Here is a 19,319-nt window from a genome sequence, read left to right on the forward strand (position 1 = left end):
GCGTGGTTATAAACACGCCGATGGGTTTCTAACCATTCTTCAAATATGGCTACTTGGGACTGCGTTGGCTTTAATTTAAACTCGTAAGTCAGGTTAAACATTTAATCGCCTCCTAACTTATTCTAGCATATCTACCAATCGCATTACCGATTAGTAGAATAAAGTCGCCCTAGAAGGGCGAGGCTCTAACCCCATAAGTTTCGGTAGAGCGATCGCATTTTTCTAATGCTGCGTATGTGCTTGATTGGCGATCGCTTTTCCATTGATTTGCTTATAGATATTAGAAATCAGCTTATCAAGATTTTGGTTTTACAGTAGATTAAGCGTCAATAAAGTTATCTCATCAACAGCGACGATGCTAATCTTTGGGTATAACTTCCTCAAGCTGGAAGCTACAGCCAGGTTGAATGCTGCTAAATTTATCCATTGTGGAGGTTGCTGATTAATTTTCTGTAAATTAAATTACATTTAGCTGTTTATTTATCTGTAATCGGCATTAACCAGTTAAAAAAACCTTAAATTTTGACTTAAATAATCCAGTTAATGATATTTGTCTATGAAATCAGAACTACCATTGATAACGAGCGATCGCCTGTTATTAAGAATCGGTATCCAAGAGGATATTCCCCAAATTCTCAAATTTTTTACTGAAAACAAAGATTATCTGACGCCATTTTATCCCCTATGGGCTGAAGGTTTTTTTACAGCCAAATATTGGCAATATCAAGTTGAAGGCAATTTACTAGAATTTATCAACGATAATTCCTTAAAATTATTTATTTATCCCAAAAAAAGCTTAACTGAAATCATCGGTACTATTAATTTCTCTAATTTCGTCCGTGGTGCTGCTCATTTCTGCTATGTTGGCTATAGTCTGGCGGAAACTGAACAAGGTAAAGGCTATATGACAGAAGCACTCAAAGCCGCGACTGATTATGTATTTACCGAATTAAATATGCATAGAATTATGGCAAATTATATGCCACACAATCAACGTAGCGGTAATGTTCTTAAAAGACTGGGCTTTGTTGTGGAAGGATATGCTAGGGACTATTTATTAATTAATGGAGAATGGCAAGATCATATTCTCACCAGTCTCACCAATCCTCAGTGGACAAAACCCAACTCTTAGCTAAAAATATTGTTAACGGTTGATGGTTGACTGTTGACTGTTAACTGTAATCAAAAATTTCATGGCAAATCCATACAGAATACACAACAACTCCATAATTAACTGTAATAGTAACTATTGTTCATACCAAGTTGCTTCAGCAACACCAGGTGATGGGGAAAAGGATAATCAAATATCCAATTCCCCGCTTTTTTTCGTGAATTATAGCCGTAGCCAGATAGATTAGGACATCAAGCTAAGATAAAATCCTGACAATAAAAGCCTTTCGAGTCAGTCAACAGTCAACAGTCAACAGTCAACAGCTATAACTCCACAACTCGCAAAACTTGTAGTATTAAGAGAAGAATTCATCAAGCTTTACTTGTAATGACTCTGGCTGAAACTTCCAACCAAACAAATTCTCGCAATCCGTTTGTTAACCTGAAATATGAACCAGCCTTAGAATCTTTAGGCAATGACTACTACGACGAAGTAGCAGCAGCAGAATTTCCGCAACATATCCTGCGCTGGCGCAACGATGCATTACTACCTCGTTTAGGATTAGATCCTCAAACAGTCACCGATGAAGATTTTATCACCGCCTTTGGCAAATTTGCAGAGCGTCAACCATTGTTAGCTCTACGTTATCATGGCTACCAATTTGGCGAATATAATTCTGGCTTAGGTGATGGTAGAGGCTTTTTGTACGGACAAGTGCGGGGGATTGATGGGGAATTATACGATTTTGGTACTAAAGGTTCGGGGAGAACTCCCTATTCCCGTGGTGGTGATGGGATGCTTACACTTAAAGGTGGTGTGCGCGAAGTTTTAGCGGCGGAAGCTTTGCATTACCTTGGTGTGCGCACCTCCCGTTGTTTAACTATGATTGAAACAGGTTTATCTTTATGGCGCGGTGATGAACCTTCACCAACTCGCTCATCTGTGATGGTAAGAATGAGCAGTTCTCATATTCGCTTTGGGACTTTTGAACGATTATATTATTTACGCCGTCCCGATTTAAGCCAAAAGTTATTAAACCATGTAATTGAGCAATATTATGCACACTTAATTACAGAGGTAGATAAATATGCGTTATTTTATGCAGAATTAGTTAAAAGAGTCGCAGAACTTGTAGCGCAATGGATGGTAGCAGGATTTTGTCATGGAGTTTTAAATACTGACAATATGTCAATTACTGGGGAAAGTTTTGATTACGGCCCCTATGCGTTTATTCCTACCTACGATCCTTATTTTACTGCTGCATATTTTGATTATTATCGCCGCTATTGTTACAGCCATCAACCAGGAATTTGTAAGTTAAATTTAGAAATGCTCCAGGAACCTTTAAAAGAAATCATTGATAAAGGTGTGATGGAGCAAGGATTAGCTAAATTTGATGAATATTATCGCGCAGAATATCGTGCTTTAATGTTGAAGAGATTAGGCTTTGAAAATTTACAAACACCGGAACTTGATGAACTATTTCCCCTAACAATTGAATTCTTACAAGATAGTCGAGTCCCTTATCATCAATTCTTCGCAGAAATGGCGCGGACTTTTGCTGCAAATTGGCGTGATGATCCGGCATTTGTTTTACATGATAGCGATATTGTTCCCGCTACGGGAGCGTCAGCTATGTTTGATAATTGGTGTATTTTGTACCATAAAGCGTTAAATAATTTTGATATCGATAAAATTGATGTCATTGCTCAAAATCTGCGTCGATATAATCCCAAAACAGCTTTATTAAGACCTGTGATTGAATCAATTTGGGAACCAATTATCCAAGATGATAATTGGCAACCATTTTATCAATTAATTGAGAAGATTAAATCTGGGGATTAGGGCATTGGGCATTGGGCATTGGGCATTGGGCATTGGGCATTGGGCAGAGACGCGATGAATCGCGTCTGTACAATTGTCCTCCTTGTCTCTCTTATCAGTAAATTTTTCCCAAAGTGCGATCGCTATTTATCTCAATTACCAAATCAACATGGGGTGACTCGATTAGGGGTTTGAGGAATAATTCCGGGTGTAGCGATCGCCAAAAGTAATTGACAAATTCTTCTATTTGTGTATCAGTCATCCCAGATTTACCAGCAGCTATCATTTGCTGTTCGGCTTGTTTGCGCCATGTTAAAGAAGAATGGTAATCCCTGGGATATAACACTATTAAACTATCTAAGCGTTCCCACAGGGGTAGATAGTTCTCTAGTTGACGATTCATATCGCGGGCAAATTCCCGATCCTCTGCTGTGATAATTGGTGGTGGTGGATTATCAAAAGCTTGGGGATCGATTGGTTGCACTCCCACAAACCAGCCTTCAAAAAGCAAAATATCTACATCTGTGACAATTTCTGGGGTAGTGCGATCGCCTGCGCCGTTGTAAGCTGATTTATCAAAGCGGGGAATAGTTACCGGACTTTGGGATTGATGAATTCCATCGAGTAAATTTAAGCCTAAATCAATGTCGTGGGTTCCTGGGGGGCCTCGCCAAATTAACCGGGAATCTTGTTGAATTAAAAGTAAGCGATCGCTATAGGTTTTGTATAAGTCATCCAATGATAAATTCAGGGTACGGTATCCCATCTGCTGCAAAATCAACGTCAGCCCTTGACACATGGTAGTTTTACCCGTTCCCTGTACGCCTAAAATTCCTTGGATGAGGGGATGTGCTAATTTTTGGCGCTGTAATCTGATGTTGATTGCTAAAGGTAGCCACAATTCCCACAGTACAGGTAACATCTGTTGGGGCTGCTTTTGCAGGGTATTTAGACAAAATTCCCGAAAAGCTGGCAGGATGGATTCGAGTAATTGCGATCGCGTTTCGATGACTTCATCCACGTTTTCTGGGTTGATATCCCAAGCAGGCGATCGTAAATTATCAGCTAAAGCCGCTTCCTTAGCCTTTTCTCGCCAACTTTCCGAAGCTTTCCCCGTAGTCAGAATTTCATCTAGCCATAAATCCATGTTTTCTCCTCCCCATAACACAATACGGTTCAGTTAAGGATAAATGTAGGTTGGGGAGCCAGTGCGTTGCGGGGGTTCCCCCCGTTGTAGCAACTGGCGTTTGAACGAAGTGAAACCCAACAAAGCGCCGAAAATGTTGGGTTTCGTCCCTCAACCCAACCTACACCAAATCAGTTTTTTGAGGCTAACTGAACCGTATTGCCCCATAACAACTGACACCAAACTGCAATCAAAAACGTAACATTGAAACCCTCACCAGGGCGGGGAAACCCCGCCCCTACAAATAACGCCAATGCCCAATGCCCAATGCCCCATGCCCCATGCCCCATGCCCAATTACGATCCCAGCTTAAATGCTTCAATAAACAGGCTGTAGATAAAACCAATTTTGAGAATATTTAGCGCTTCCACCCAGAGCGATCGCTGGGAGAAAAAATTCCGGTTGTAAAATATTCTGCTGGTAATTTCCGTCAAAAAGACTAAAAATGCAGCTACCACAATATCTAATTCGGCTTTTTGTCCCGCAGTGGTGGAAATTGCTGTACCCAGAAAGGTACCAAAGAAAAAACTGATTACCAGTAGAGACAATCGCCGCCAAGGGTTGAGGAACCATTGACTCAAGCGGCTAGCAATGGTATCCAGCAAGTTATTCAGTCTGGTGTTTTGCATGATGAGGACTGGAATCAAAAGTCACGAAATCTTCAAATATTCCTCTTCTTGAGGATATCGGTTATAGCTTAAGCTTATTTTAGGGAAGTACAAAAAATAAATTATTCCACTGATTAAGTTGTTAACGGTTAGCAGTCAACAGTCAACCGTCAACAGTCAACCGTCAACAATACCATTGGAATATTTGTTACTTAGAATTCCCTAAGTAGTAGTTTAATTATCTATTGGTTGTTCAGTGGCGATCGCATTTTATACATTGTCTCATCTTTGTGAAACCAAGACGCTCAAAAAAATTTTCTGCTGTCAGGTGTCACCCCTCAACCAGAAGAGTTATCTTAAAAGATGAAGGGTGAGATATTAAGAAAAATGAAGTTCATGCCCCAGATTTATCTGAGGGTTTATCGCCATCATCTTAGTTGCGATCGCTACTTCTGAAATCAAAATTGCTCTTTGTGTTTTTACGAATAAATTTGCTAATTATGTATCATAATTATAGTTTGTATTTCCCAGGCATTCAAGAATAAAGCCTTGATTCATCAGGGTTACACCTGATTTTTCCCGCGAAACTCAAGGTAATTCTTTTTGCTAGTATGTTTCCTGAAAATGCTACTTATGATACATAGCATGACTTGGTTTCAGGAGACTCTATAGTAGGCAGTTTCAGTACTTGCCTCTTCAAGGAATAGGCTACTATTTGGTCAAGCCTAGACAAATACTTATTTCTAATAACTAATCAAAATGAAAACGTCAGTGTATCGTAACGCTGCTGTTCTAGCCTGTTCTGTAGGACTGTTAGGGTTACTGGTGGGGTGCTTTGGGATGAGTGTTTCTTTTGAGACTACAAATCCAGATTCAGCTACTTCACCGCCTAATGGAACTTCTGAGGTAGCCAGCAATGTATCTTCAGCCGTGGCTCATGAAACATTAACTTCTACTAATGTTTCCGATTCAGTAACAACCGCAAGTAACAAAGTAGAAGATAGCACTAGCCAAGTTACTACCCGCCTAGCATATCGTCAAGACTCAATTGGAACTGCTAAGGATCGGGGAACTTTGCGCCTGAGTAATCAAACAAATCAGCCTGTGCGCATAGCTTTATTAGCGCGAAAGTCCCAGGGTAATTCAGCGCCAAAAAACCAGCAAGAAATTCCCGCACATTGGGATTTTGCACCCCAAGAAGGAAGTGAAAAGGGGTTGTTACTATCTTTACCAAACGGTAATTTAAAGTTAGAAAAGGGAGATGTTGTAGTTGCTTTTGCGCAAGATGGTTCTCGTCGCTACTGGGGCCCTTACGTAGTAGGAGAAACATCTCTGCCTAAATGGGATTCCCAAAAGCAAGAATGGCTACTTATACTGAATCAGTAATTAAGCTAATGCGCGTCTAAATTGCATAACTACTAATAAGGGCTGTTAACTGTTGTAGGGGCGGGTTCACAGATATCCTCGTTAATCAACCAAGATCTAAATAAACCCGCCCCTACAGTCAACGGTCAACTGTCAACAGCCCTCATGATGGATTGTGCAACTTAAAAGCAGAATAGCTTACTAGCTTGTAATTCGATAAGCTCTTAGATCCCCGACTTCCCTTCAAGAAGTTGGGGATCTAAAGTTAGCAACAGCTACCAAGAACAAAATATCACCAGTCAGCGACTAAAGACTGTAGGCTATTAACCATTGACTGATTACTAATGAAGATGAAAGTGAGCTTTCCCCAAACTGTTGACCAGTGGTTCAAGAATATACTACAGCGTCCAACCCTTGCTGTGACTGTATCAGTTCTGTGGTTGATTGTAATTGGTTGGATTGCTTATGGCTGGAATTTAGGCAACATTGGCTTAGTGGATGAAACAGAACCACTGTTTGCTGAAGCTTCCCGACAAATGTTGATTACTGGGGATTGGATCACCCCTTATTTTAATCAAGAGACGCGCTTTGATAAGCCAGCATTAATTTACTGGTGTCAGGCGATCGCTTATGCAATCATGGGTGTAAATGAGTGGGGAGCGCGGATTCCATCAGTCATCGCCGCAATGGGTACGATTGGTTTAGCCTTTTACACAGTACATTGGTCATTAACTAAACAGGATGAATTAGAACAGGTTTCCCGTCCTGTACGCCGTTACTTAACAGCAGGACTAGCAGCAACTATCATGGCGCTTACCCCAGAAATGATCGCTTGGGGTAGAATTGGCGTTTCCGATATGCTGCTAACTGGATGTATAGCCTCAGCTTTGCTTTGCTTCTTTCTCGGTTATGCAGGGAATTCGCCATCGCCAGCAAATTATAAATTACCTAATAAATGGTATTTAGCTTGTTATGTCCTTGTAGCTGGCGGAATTTTAACTAAAGGGCCTGTGGGGATTGTCTTACCAGCGATTATTATTGGTGCTTTTGTTATCTACCAAGGAAAGCTAATACAAGTATGGCGAGAAATGAATGTATTGCTAGGGATAGGGATTATTTTACTGTTATCAGTTCCCTGGTATGCTCTGGTAATTTGGCGTAATGGCTGGAATTATATTAATTCTTTCTTTGGTTATCACAATATAGAACGCTTCACAGAAGTAGTTAACGGACACTCCGCACCTTGGTATTTTTACTTTCTGGTAGTGTTGCTAGGCTTTGCCCCATATTCAGTTTATCTGCCTGCTGCCATCGTGAGAGTGAAATTTTGGCAGCGATCGCGCTGGCTATCTCAAGAACGTTCTCAGCAATTAAGTTTATTTGCTTGTGTCTGGTTTCTCAGCGTTTTTGGCTTTTTTACTATCGCTGTTACCAAACTCCCTAGCTATGTGTTGCCATTAATGCCAGCAGCCGCGATTTTAGTCGCCCTATTATGGAGTGACTTTATCGGTGAAGGCGAGACAGAGAAGCGATCCCCAGCATCCAAATCATTTTTCTGGAGTGCTTGGGTAAATGTGGCATTTTTATCAGCACTAGCGATCGCATTGTGGCAAGTAACTAAATTAGTCGGTTACGATCCCGCCGCACCTAACTTATATAACCGCATTCAAGAATTAGGTTTACCAGTCTTGGGGGGCATTATTTGGCTGCTGACAGCAATTTTTATCGCCGCTTGTATTATTAATCGCAGTTGGCAAGGTATTATTAATGCCAATTTACTCGGATTTATCGCCTTTTTTATTGTAGTTTTGATGCCTGCTTTATTAGTCATGGATCAGCAGCGTCAGCTACCTTTACGAGAATTGTCTGTCATGGTTAGCCAAGTCAAACAACCCAATGAAGAAGTCATCATGTTGGGCTTTAAAAAACCGACGGTAGTGTTTTACAGCCATCAGCCAGTCAAGTACTTATCATCATCTGATGAAGTTGTAGACTATATTCACAAAGAAAATACCAAGCCAGCCAAAGCCACTTCTGTACTTTTGTTAGCTGAACAAGACAGATTTGTAGCAATGGATTTAGAACCAGATGAATATCAACATCTCAGCAGTAAAGGTGCTTATTATCTGACGCGAGTTGCTGTCAAGAAAATCAAAAATCAAAAGTTAGATATATCGTCAAATAGTCAGTAGTTAGTTGTCAGTTGTCAGTTGTCAGTTGTCATATTAATCAGCATTTGGTTATCTAATTTTCAATTTTTGTAGGGGCGGGGTTTCCCCGCCCTTATGCGGGTTTCTATAACAACAGTCAACAATAAACAATCAACCATCTCCTCATTTAAGTAAGTCGGCAATTTCACCAAACTATATTGCGCAATGTAAATATGCTTGAAACCCTTACCAATGACCAATGACTAATGACTAATGACAGACCTCGCCAGTTGTATTTAATCACACCGACCTACTTATGTTGATGACTAATAGCCAAAGCCTGATTAACTTCGTTTAATAAATCTTCCATTGAGATTGAGCGGGGTAAAATTTGCGCCGAAATTTCATTGACTATGCTTTCTAGAGTTTCTAAGCCAGTTTTTTTCTGTTTTTCTATTAATGAACGGGTGGTTCTAGTTGGCGCGATCGCTCCATTATCATGTAATCTTTGGTCAAGGATTAAAATTGGTGGCAAATTAAACGGTAAATCTGTTAATGCTTTTAATGCTTTGAGCAATTCTGGTGCAATTGGCGATTCTCCTAAACAAATCAGCAATACATCAACGCTTTGATGGCGAATTTGTTGTAAGATTTCTGTCCAACCATTACTAATTGCAGCTTTTAACCCAGCAGTTTGTAAATACTGAATTAACGCTTGAAACCACTCAGATCCCCGTTCTGTATTTTCGCCACTAATTGCTGAGGGTTTAGCACAGCGTTGTCTCCGCATCTGCTTGCGTCTTACCTGGGGTAAATCTTTGAGGGTAGTAGCATCTACCACTAAAATATTTGGCGGACAGCAAATACCAGAAGCAATTTGCAGCACTGATAATAAAGCTTCGGTTTTACTATTACTGCTACTATTGTCTTTCCCTAATGGTTGTAAGCAAGGAAACACAGATAACCCCGGTATTTGCGAAGCGGCTAAAGTAGTCCCGACATCGCAAGTCACCAGTGGTAGGGCTGCTAATCGCGGGTGCTGTGTCAATTGTTGCAGATACATTTGGGCTGTAGGGTTCTCTACATCCAACAAAACTACATCAAATTGCCAAACTCGCGCCAACAGTTCCGCCTGATCGAGATCGTCTACTTCGATTACTCGATGTTCTCTTAATAAAGCTTGATGATTAACTGTTTCCAATTCGGAATTAACTAATCTTAAAATTCTTAGTGGCGTTCTGCTGCTGCTAATTTCGTTACTCTCTAAACCGGATGCAGAAATTTTGGGTGTGGCACATATACTCTCTAATAATGGCGCTAATGCCTGAGACTGTACTGGTAAACTTAAAAAACCATCGGCTCGATTGGCAAATGCTTGCTCCTTTTCTGCCCCCGTTGCGGTGACAATTAAGGGGATATGGCGAGTTACTGCATCAGATTTGAGCAAAGTTAGCACATCCCAGCCAGACAATAACGGTAGCAAGGGATTTAAAAATACAGCTTTTGGCTGCAAGCGACGAGCTTTTTCTACTGCTTCTGTCCCCGATCGCGCTATAACTACGCGATAACCTAAAGCTTTGAGTTGGTCTGTTAAGTCTTCAATATAGCGGGCGACAGCTTCAACTATCAACACCAACCTTTGAGAAGAGACAGAATGTTGCTGTACGCTGGCGTTGAGACGCTGGGCTGTAGATGAGGAAAGTTCTCGGTTACTGATGTTATTTGTTGCTTCTTCCTCTGCCATATCTTCATCAAACTCGCTAAAGCCCGTTTTTGGAGGACTAGGCGGTAAAAGTAATGTAAATTGACTACCTTTACCTTCGCGAGATAAGAAGCTGACATCGCCACCGTGGAGTCTGGCTAGCGCCCTAGTTAAGACTAGTCCTAAACCGGTGCCTTCAAATTGGCGAGTGAGGGGATTTTCTAGTTGTTGAAATTTCTGGAAAATTAAATGCTGCTGATGTTCGGGAATGCCAATTCCTGTATCCCAAACTGTAAATGCAATCCACCCTTCCCAACGACTTACCCGCAAGCCAATTTTACCAGAGACTTCGGTAAACTTAAAGGCATTAGAAAGCAGGTGTACCAGCATTTGCCGCAGACGTAGTTCATCAGCTACCATCTGTTCTAAGCCTGATTCAATAGCAATGGTAAATCGGCGATCGCTAGGATTATCTACAGCAGATGGACTAGGGGATTTAGTTTTGGCGACTTGGGTGTGTAAAGCTGTGGCTTCCGAGAAAGCGCGATCGCATACTGCACGAATATTCACAGGCGCTAGGGTTAATTCCATTTGTCCTGTTTCCATCCTGGTTAAATCCAAGATGTCATTCACCACACTCATCAAGTGGCGTCCGCTTTGATGAATTAACCCGGCGTACCGGGCTTGGCGTTCGTTTAATTCTCCTAATTGGCGATCTACTAACAACCGCGATAACCCTAACACCGCCGTTAATGGCGTCTTCAGTTCATGGCTAATACAAGCTAAAAATTCATCTTTTAAGCGATTGAGTTGAATTAAATCCGCATTTTTCGCGGCTAATTCTTTATAAAGTTGTTGTTGTTCTGTGACATCAGTGGCTAACATTAGCCACAAATCTTTATTTTTCTTAGCTGAGTTGGGGTTAGTCAGCATTTGGGACTCAGCATTCAAATTATTTAAATCAGGAATATCTAAGGGAATTTTGGCAAATTGCCAAACTCGCTCTTGTCCATTTTGCACTTCGACAATACAAGTACAAGTACCTATATTACTATCCCAAAAACACTGACTAGATGGACTATTGGTGGTTGGCGGTTCTGGGAGATTGTTACTCCCCAAACCACCGTTTACCCCTGTGGATGGGTGATTGTGGCTATTGTCGCCAACATAAAATTTCAGCGTTCCCGACGAGTCAGGGGCATTATATCCATTACCTGCAATTTGCGGCTGAACTTGTAAGGCTTGATAGGTGGCGTATTCTGCCTGTTTAGCCTGAATTGAGGCATATACCTGCTCTACCTGTAGCCTGACGGTTTCTGCATCTTTTAATTCGCCCAATTGCTCCCACCAAGCGGGATTTTGGGCGACTACCTCACCATTAGTCGTTTCTAACATTAAAGGCCAGGGCAACCGTTCGAGCAATTGCACCAATGGCTTATATAACGATCCGGAACGCGGATTGGCTATCTGTGCTTGTGATTGATTGGCGATCGCCACATCTACCACACTATTACTCTGTTCGGTATATTCTTCAAAACTAGTCAGTTGTTCTTGAATTAATAATCGCAACAACCGCGAGCTATCGAGCAAACCCAAAAATTTCCCTTCCGGGTCAATCAAGGCCCAATTTAAATTATGATGATTAATTTGACTGGGTTGATAGCGCAAAAATAAGCTAAATTGCTCTACACGTTCAGCTGCTGGTATAGTTGGGATTGGTTCAACTAAAGATGCATCAAAAATTAATAATGGCTGCTGTAAGTTAAGGCGATCGCCACCAACTGCTGCCAAAAATTTCTCGATTAACCGGGCAGAATGCAGCAACCCAATGGGAGATTGTTGCTGATTTACCACCACGACGCGATCGCACTGCTCTTGTTCAAAAATCTCTAGCACCATTGCCAGAGTGCTTGTTTCTACGCAGATAGGTACGCTTGTTATAAAGTCATAAAGCGGGTACTGTAGCATTGACATAAAGCTTCGGGGGTGATTCTTCCGGTGAAAGCCTCTGGAGAGAGCATCACCGTTGACTTTGATGGCGCTCGTGCCTGAAGCAATATCCTGTAAGAAGACTCTATATAAACAATTCTTGTGACAATTTCAATGCTATTCAAACCACGGGCTTGGCCCTCACTGACGTTTGGTTTCGTCTACAGATCTTCACAAAGGCTGTAATTACCTTTGCAGCATTGAACTTCTACCTGACATGCCGAACAATCTTTGAACTGGTGTTAAAAATCCTCCTCAACAGTAATAGCTAAAAACAATTATGGCTCTAAAAATTCGCTTTAGAACCTTGAGGAATTATAATGATTTAGAATGCGAATATCTTTTAAGTTCGTTTAAGTATCTTATCAAGGAGCGAAATAATAAAATCCATATTTAGATAGATATACATTCTGTAAGTCTTATGAAAGTCATTAACTAAGTACAGCGCCCTCCATTACCAACGCCTCAACAACTGCCTCAGTCTTCTGTCTCAATAGCTGTTTTAGTTTTGATGTGTTTATCGTTTGGGCTAGCACAATTCTCCTCTGGGAGCAGATGAATTTAGTTGACTACACAGCCACCTGAGTCTAGAACCATGTCTAGCGCCAAATTAGCTCGCTAAACTTGGTCACAGCGATCGAGGAGATGTATAAACCACAAATGTTATTCCCCATTTTATTTTTTATCGCAAATGTTAAAAAAAATTTATACAACCGATATGCCTTAGCCATTCCCCAACTCTTGACTAGGTGGAGCAAAAACTTGCTTTATGCAATGAGCGATCGCCAGTTTTTACCTCTACCATTGACAATAGTTGATGCTCAACATATCAATCATTATCTTATGAAGCGGGTGATTGTTAAATTACCAGAAATTCCCTCTCAAACAGATTGCTATGTATTTGCATCCTATCAGGAAAAACCCCAGGATATTTTTCAACAGATGGATGGAGACGACAGAGAAAATTTGTTGCAGCAAATTAAATCTGATTATCGGGAAATACTCATATACTACTTTACTACAGAAAAAACTTTAAAATCGAGAATTGATAAATTTATCAATGCAGTATTTTGTGCTAATATTCCTGTGCCGCAAATCATTGAAATTCACATGGAGCTAATTGAAGAGTTTGCCAAACAATTGAAATTAGAAGGAAGAAGCGACGAAACACTACTCGATTATCGACTGACATTAATAGATATTCTTGCTCATCTGTGTGAAACTTATAGATGTTCGATATATAAATAAAGTAAATGTATCGAAATTCCATTGGGCAAAGCATTTGCCATAATTATCTGCCAATGCAGCAGAAATTCTTATATTTATATCCTCAAGTCTAGCCTGTACATTTATGACGCAAGCCAGAAAGACCTATGTCCTCAAGCTTTATGTAGCTGGGAACACGCCTAACTCAGTACGGGCCTTAAAAACGCTAAAAGACATATTAGACCAAGAGTTTCAAGGCGTTTATGCTTTGAAAGTTATCGATGTGCTCAAAAATCCCCAACTAGCAGAAGAAGATAAAATATTAGCCACACCAACCTTATCAAAAATTTTGCCGCCGCCAGTTCGCAAAATTATCGGCGACCTTTCAGATAGAGAAAGAGTGTTAATTGGCTTAGATTTGCTCTATGAAGAAATGAATGAGGAAAACTGGGAAGATTGACATACTCCCCAGCCTAAAGGCGTGGGGATTCTGGGTTCAAACAACAGTTGCAGGCATAGCCCGTCTTACACTATCTCGCCCAACAGACAATGCCCTGCCTGTTTCCACAATTCTATCAAAAAGCCGTCCTTTAAGGACGGGGCTTTAGACCCAGGTTTTTGGTAAAAGCGAGGATGAAGTATCAAGGATAACGGATAAAATGACCGCACCGCTACAGCCACAAGTCAAATATGGGGCTAAGTGAGTCCGAAAGCTGCAAAAAGATGGTGTTTTCATCTCCTGACTCCATTCAGCACAGCCCTAGCCTAGACTTGAGCAATCATCCTTTAAACTTCACGCTTCTTTAGTAAAATATTTAAGCGTAAAATTGCATGAGCTACTCCAAGCATTAGTCTTAAAAAAAACTGGGGTTTCATACCTCTCGCTTAACAAACAATGATTGAAAAAGACCAGCCAGAACAAAGCAAAACACCGTTAATTGCGGGTGTAGAAAAAATCCGCACAATGATTGAGGGCTTTGACGATATTAGTCATGGTGGTCTACCTATTGGCAGAACTACCTTAGTTAGCGGTACCTCAGGAACAGGCAAAACTTTATTATCTCTACAGTTTCTTTATAACGGTATCACCTACTTTGATGAACCAGGAGTATTTGTTACCTTTGAAGAATCGCCCAGCGACATTATTAAAAATGCCCATATTTTTGGGTGGAATTTACAGCAATTAATTGATGAAGGGAAACTGTTTATCCTCGATGCTTCACCAGACCCCGAAGGTCAAGATATCGTAGGTAACTTTGACCTTTCGGCCTTGATTGAGCGGTTACAATATGCCATTCGCAAATACAAGGCTAGAAGAGTCTCCATTGACTCAATTACAGCAGTATTTCAGCAGTATGAAGCGATGGGAGTCGTCCGGCGCGAGATATTTCGCCTGGTAGCTCGCCTCAAACACCTGAGTGTCACCACTGTCATTACCACCGAACGTAGCGAAGAATACGGGCCTGTAGCTTCCTTTGGGGTAGAAGAGTTTGTTTCTGATAATGTAGTCATAGTCCGCAACGTCTTAGAAGGAGAACGCCGTCGCCGCACCATTGAAATTCTCAAGTTGCGGGGAACAACCCATATGAAAGGCGAATATCCTTTTACAATTACCAACGAAGGCGTGAATATATTCCCACTGGGAGCAATGCGCTTGACTCAAAGATCTTCAAATGTCAGGGTATCTTCTGGGGTGAAAACTCTAGATGATATGTGTGGTGGTGGTTTCTTTAAAGATTCAATTATTTTAGCCACAGGAGCCACAGGTACTGGTAAAACTTTATTAGTTAGCAAATTTATCCAAGACGGTTGTTTGAATGGGGAGCAAGCCATATTATTTGCCTATGAAGAATCTCGCGCCCAACTTTCGCGCAATGCTTCTTCTTGGGGAATTAATTTTGAGGACTTAGAAAGACAAGGTTTACTCAAAATTATCTGTACCTATCCCGAATCTACCGGATTAGAAGATCACCTGCAAATTATTAAGTCAGAAATTGCCATGTTTAAGCCAGCGCGGATTGCGATTGACTCTCTTTCCGCACTTGCTAGAGGCGTAAGCAATAATGCATTTCGTCAGTTTGTCATTGGTGTGACAGGTTACGCCAAACAAGAAGAAATCACCGGGTTTTTTACCAACACAACTGACCAATTTATGGGGTCGCATTCGATTACTGATTCCCATATTTCTACGATTACTGACACAATATTGATGCTACAGTATGTAGAAATTCGTGGGGAAATGTCGCGGGCGATTAATGTTTTTAAAATGCGCGGTTCTTGGCATGATAAAGGTATCCGCGAGTATAACATTACCGCCGACGGCCCAGAAATTAAAGATTCTTTCCGGAATTATGAAAGAATTGTAAGTGGTGCTCCTACCCGCGTTAGTATCGATGAAAAGGCGGAACTTTCACGTATAGTTAAAAGTTTTGAAGATAAAAAGAGTGGCGATTCCTAAATTTGGTATCGTACTATATTCTCTTTGGAATTTATTGTCGTGCTATATTCTGTGGGGAAGAAAAGTTTTCTGCCGCCAGATTGATTTTGTGTGAGGGGATGCGGTGAACGGACAGCAATTATTTCATACTTTCTTGCCTGGTGTAACAGTAGCAGTATTAACCACCCAAACAGCTTGGGCTGGTACTGCTAAAGTTAATGGGCTACAGCCTTTGTATTCTTCTAGTGTTTTGACAGCTAATAACGATCAAACCTTGATTGAAAATGGCTCTAGTACTCAGTTCTACATAGCTGATAAGAGGTTACCGAGTTTAGTCCCTACTAGTGATGGGATTTTAACGCCAACAAAACCTGTAAGCGATCGCAATCTGGCAATTACTGGTAGCAATCATCCTAGTACCCTGAAGGCCAAAATCCAGCAGGGAAATCAAGGAAGATTTTCGAGTTTTTTATCTATTATTCCTACTGCGCAAAAGCTTGATATTAAACGGTTTTCTCCAGAAAATCACAAACAAAATAACTCCAGTAATTCGGAGCAGAAATTAGAGAATAGAGTTGTTCCTACTACTAACACCAAACTCTCTGCTACCGACCAGCAAAAATTGCTCCTATCGGCTTTACAGCAGTCAACCAATCAAGAGCAAAAGCCGCAGACGCAATTACAAACAACTTTACCAGTTGCAACTGGAAATACAGTCACTTCCAAGTTACTGGAAATACCCAATTGCGCACAGCCACAGGGACAGTTGAACTCTGGGGTTGCTTGCGCGCAAACCATGACAGCCAAGAATCTGCTAGCTCAGAGTAATAATCAGACTACACCTGGTGTAACTATACCAACTCAAACTGCACCAGCTGGGACTGTACCAACTCAAACTGCACCAGAAACAGTGGTACCAATTCAAAATGTACCAGGCTTAGTGGGGCCAGCACCAGCCGGAACAGTGCCAATTCCAGAGAACTTGATTCCTAATCCCAATCCGCTACAATATCCCACCAATGCAGGAGAAGTTACTGTAAAAAGTAATGAGCGAATTAGCTTAGTGCAAGCTTTGGAACTCGCAAGGCGCAATAACAGAGAGCTACAGGTAGCACAGTTAGAATTAGAACGGAGTCGAGCAGTTTTACGCGAAGCGCAAGCAGCCTTACTACCCACCTTGGGCGTAAGTGCGGATCTTATACGTCAGCGAAGTGTGAACGAGACCTATAATGTCAAGCTCCAACAGCAGCAACAAGAAAGCCTACCACCTTCATTCCGTCAACCGATCGATCCGGCTCCCAGCAATACAAATTTGAATGCGCAAGCACAGCTTTCCTACGATCTTTACACTTCTGGCAGAAGGCAAGCAACAATAAAAGAAGCGGAAGAACGGGTAAGATTGGCGGAATTAACTGTAGAAAGCCAATCTGAGGATATTCGTCTGAATGTAGCGACTGAATACTACAATTTGCAACAAGCCGACGAGCAAGTACGCATTGCTCAGTCTGCTGTGACTAATTCTCAGGCGAGTTTGCGAGATGCAGAAGCTTTAGAACGCGCCGGGGTAGGTACGAGATTTGATGTACTGCGATCGCAGGTGAACTTAGCTAATGCACAACAAGACTTAACCAACGCGATCGCCCAGCAACAAATTGCCCGTCGTCGGTTAGCCACAAGGTTAAGTTTGCCACAGTCAGCAACTATTAGTGCCGGCGATCCAGTAAAATTAGCTGGTCTTTGGAACCAAACATTAGAACAAAGTATAGTTTTAGCTTATCAAAACCGCCCAGAACTCCAACAACAGTTGGCACAACGCAACATTAGCGAACAACAGCGAAGACAAGCACTAGCAGCCCTGGGGCCACAGGTCAGCTTAGTTGCTAGCTATGACTTCTTCGATCGGTTTAATGATAATATCAGCGTCGCTGATGGTTATTCTGTAGGCGTTAGAGCGTCCTTGAACTTGTATGATGGTGGGGCAGCTAAAGCCAGAGCCGCACAAGCCAGAGCCAATATTGCGATCGCAGAAACTAACTTTGCAGAACAGCGCAACCAAATTAGATTTCAGGTAGAACAAGCTTATTCCAACCAGCAATCTAACTTAGAAAACGTTCAAACCGCGAATACAGCGCTAGAACAAGCTAGAGAAGCTTTACGTTTAGCACGTTTACGCTTTCAAGCAGGTGTAGGTACGCAAACTGATGTCATTAACTCCGAAAACGACTTGACAAGAGCTGAAGGTAACCGCATTCGCGCAATTTTGGATTACAACCGCGCTCTAGCTGAGTTACAACGTTCAGTCACATCAAGGGCTTTTCGTCAATAGACGCGATTCATCGCGTCTGTACAATGGTCATTGGTCAACTGTTTACCTCCCTGCTCTCTCCCTCATCTTCCTCATTAAGAGTACTTCTGGCAACGTGGATGATGAATAATCAATCAAAATTGGAATAACATAGCTGAGTATTTAACTACTCGGCTGTTAAAAAAATTTATGACTATAGTGACATCACAAGAAATTGCACAGTTTCGCTCTTTATTCATAGATAATCCTACAGCAATGGAAGTACTAGACTTAATTGAGGATTGTGAGGGCGATTTAGAAGATGCGGCGATGAGCCTGGCAATTAGGGCGGGACAGCAACCAGAAAGAGCCAACTCCGAGTGGTTAGATGCTTTGGCGCGAAAATGGCGGGCTGTAATTTGCGAACAAGATTTTCGCGACGAATTACAGAATAATTCCCTGCAACGGATGATGGAATATCTTTATACCATGCCAACCTTCCCGAAAATTTTGGCAGTACCAGTTTTGCTGTATGTCCTCAAACAAGGCGTGAACAATTTTTGTGAGCCATTCGATGCACTCAAGTGAGAGCAAATAGATATTTATGCATAAAAATAGTTATTAGTCAATAGTCATTTGTCAATAGTCATTTGTCATTTGTCATTTGTCATTTGTCAAAGACGGGATAACCTTGTCCCCCTTGTCCTCCTTGTCCTCCTTGTCCCCTTTGTCCCCCTGCCCCCTACCCTCTGCCCCCTACACTGGTACGCTGTTAATAAAGGCAAAATTTTTCCAGACTATTTTTCAAAAAATCAATGAATTACCTCGTTGCTGTATTACCAGACCGTATCCAAGTTGAAGCTGCTTACTTAGCTTTAGAAAAAGAGTCCATTAAAAGTACTATCCTGGGGAAGGGATATAAAACAGCAGATGAGTTTGGCTTGATTGACCCGAAAGAACAAGCCAAGAAACAAGTAAAACTCATGGCGTTTTGGTTAATACCATTTGGCTTTTTTGCTGGTTTCACCTTCAGCTTAATTACTGGTTTAGATACCTTTGCTTGGGCGGGAGAAATTGGTAATCACGTGGTTGGTGGACTACTGGGTGCTGTGAGTGGCGCTATGGGTAGTGTATTTGTGGGCGGTGGTGTTGGTTTGATTGCGGGTAGCGGTGATGCTTTACCCTATCGCAACCGCTTGGATGCAGGTAAATATCTGTTAGTAGTCCAAGGTTCGGAAACTCTGACTCGTCAAGCAACTCGGATATTACGTCAGTTTGAGCCGGAAAATATTCAGGGTTATGGCGATAGTTAGTCAATGGTCAATTGTCAATAGTCAATGGTCATTTGTTACTAGAACATCCCGAAATCGCCCTGTCACTATAGAATGGTGCGGGCGTTTATTGGCATATCGACCCTATGATGTATGATTTTTGCAATTGGTTTGATTTGCAGATGG

At 41.5% G+C, this 19,319-nt stretch carries 14 protein-coding genes; 10 read left to right on the top strand and 4 right to left on the bottom strand.

The window, feature by feature from the left end; genetic code table 11:
- The coding region (locus tag H6G08_RS38405; RefSeq protein WP_190538756.1) for a helix-turn-helix domain-containing protein at window positions 1–101 on the bottom strand (101 nt) is incomplete at its 3' end.
- Window positions 102–556: 455 nt separating this feature from the next.
- On the opposite strand from H6G08_RS38405, the gene rimJ reads away from it, so the two are divergent.
- Together rimJ and H6G08_RS32150 are read left to right on the top strand one after the other, a co-directional pair.
- Window positions 557–1,132, top strand: a complete 576-nt coding sequence (gene rimJ / locus H6G08_RS32145) for a ribosomal protein S5-alanine N-acetyltransferase (RefSeq protein ID WP_190550604.1) — start codon at window positions 557–559, stop codon at window positions 1,130–1,132.
- 366 nt (window positions 1,133–1,498) lie between these two features.
- Window positions 1,499–2,956 (top strand): protein adenylyltransferase SelO, encoded by a 1,458-nt coding sequence (locus H6G08_RS32150; protein ID WP_190550606.1) that lies wholly within the window; start codon window positions 1,499–1,501, stop codon window positions 2,954–2,956.
- Between the two features lie 94 nt (window positions 2,957–3,050).
- On the opposite strand, the gene H6G08_RS32155 is transcribed toward H6G08_RS32150, so the two are convergent.
- Window positions 3,051–4,082 carry a glycerate kinase gene (locus H6G08_RS32155; RefSeq protein ID WP_190550608.1) on the bottom strand — a complete coding sequence of 344 codons (1,032 nt, stop codon included), beginning with the start codon at window positions 4,080–4,082 and terminating at the stop codon, window positions 3,051–3,053.
- 335 nt (window positions 4,083–4,417) lie between these two features.
- Window positions 4,418–4,750: a DUF565 domain-containing protein gene (locus tag H6G08_RS32160; RefSeq protein WP_190550610.1), complete on the bottom strand. Its 333-nt coding sequence runs from the start codon at window positions 4,748–4,750 to the stop codon at window positions 4,418–4,420.
- A gap of 738 nt (window positions 4,751–5,488) precedes the next feature.
- Here H6G08_RS32160 and H6G08_RS32165 point away from each other — a divergent pair.
- Together H6G08_RS32165 and H6G08_RS32170 are read left to right on the top strand one after the other, a co-directional pair.
- Window positions 5,489–6,115 (top strand): hypothetical protein, encoded by a 627-nt coding sequence (locus H6G08_RS32165; RefSeq protein ID WP_190550612.1) that lies wholly within the window; start codon window positions 5,489–5,491, stop codon window positions 6,113–6,115.
- Window positions 6,116–6,438: 323 nt separating this feature from the next.
- Complete coding sequence (locus H6G08_RS32170; RefSeq protein WP_190550614.1) at window positions 6,439–8,286, top strand: ArnT family glycosyltransferase; 1,848 nt, start codon at window positions 6,439–6,441, stop codon at window positions 8,284–8,286.
- Between the two features lie 268 nt (window positions 8,287–8,554).
- Here the strand turns inward: H6G08_RS32170 and H6G08_RS32175 are convergent, their stop codons facing one another.
- A complete protein-coding gene (locus H6G08_RS32175; protein ID WP_190550616.1) occupies window positions 8,555–11,920 on the bottom strand; it encodes an ATP-binding protein in 3,366 nt (1,121 codons plus the stop codon).
- 675 nt (window positions 11,921–12,595) lie between these two features.
- Between H6G08_RS32175 and H6G08_RS32180 the strand changes: the two genes are divergently transcribed.
- The 6 genes from H6G08_RS32180 (at window position 12,596) to H6G08_RS32205 (ending at window position 19,175) form a co-directional block, all read left to right on the top strand.
- On the top strand, window positions 12,596–13,183 hold the full coding sequence (locus tag H6G08_RS32180) for a KaiA family protein (protein ID WP_190550656.1): 588 nt from the start codon (window positions 12,596–12,598) through the stop codon (window positions 13,181–13,183).
- A gap of 103 nt (window positions 13,184–13,286) precedes the next feature.
- A complete protein-coding gene (kaiB, locus tag H6G08_RS32185; RefSeq protein ID WP_190550618.1) occupies window positions 13,287–13,601 on the top strand; it encodes a circadian clock protein KaiB in 315 nt (104 codons plus the stop codon).
- A gap of 435 nt (window positions 13,602–14,036) precedes the next feature.
- On the top strand, window positions 14,037–15,599 hold the full coding sequence (gene kaiC / locus H6G08_RS32190) for a circadian clock protein KaiC (protein ID WP_190550620.1): 1,563 nt from the start codon (window positions 14,037–14,039) through the stop codon (window positions 15,597–15,599).
- Window positions 15,600–15,702: 103 nt separating this feature from the next.
- Window positions 15,703–17,904 carry a TolC family protein gene (locus H6G08_RS32195; RefSeq protein WP_190550622.1) on the top strand — a complete coding sequence of 734 codons (2,202 nt, stop codon included), beginning with the start codon at window positions 15,703–15,705 and terminating at the stop codon, window positions 17,902–17,904.
- 168 nt (window positions 17,905–18,072) lie between these two features.
- The gene (locus H6G08_RS32200) at window positions 18,073–18,450 is read left to right on the top strand and encodes a hypothetical protein (RefSeq protein ID WP_190550623.1); all 378 of its coding nucleotides are present in this window, start codon (window positions 18,073–18,075) and stop codon (window positions 18,448–18,450) included.
- 227 nt (window positions 18,451–18,677) lie between these two features.
- Window positions 18,678–19,175 (top strand): hypothetical protein, encoded by a 498-nt coding sequence (locus tag H6G08_RS32205; RefSeq protein ID WP_190550625.1) that lies wholly within the window; start codon window positions 18,678–18,680, stop codon window positions 19,173–19,175.
- The last annotated feature ends 144 nt before the right edge of the window (window positions 19,176–19,319 follow it).

This window comes from Calothrix anomala FACHB-343 (assembly GCF_014696435.1).
Classification (GTDB): Bacteria; Cyanobacteriota; Cyanobacteriia; order Cyanobacteriales; family Nostocaceae; genus Aulosira; species Aulosira anomala_A.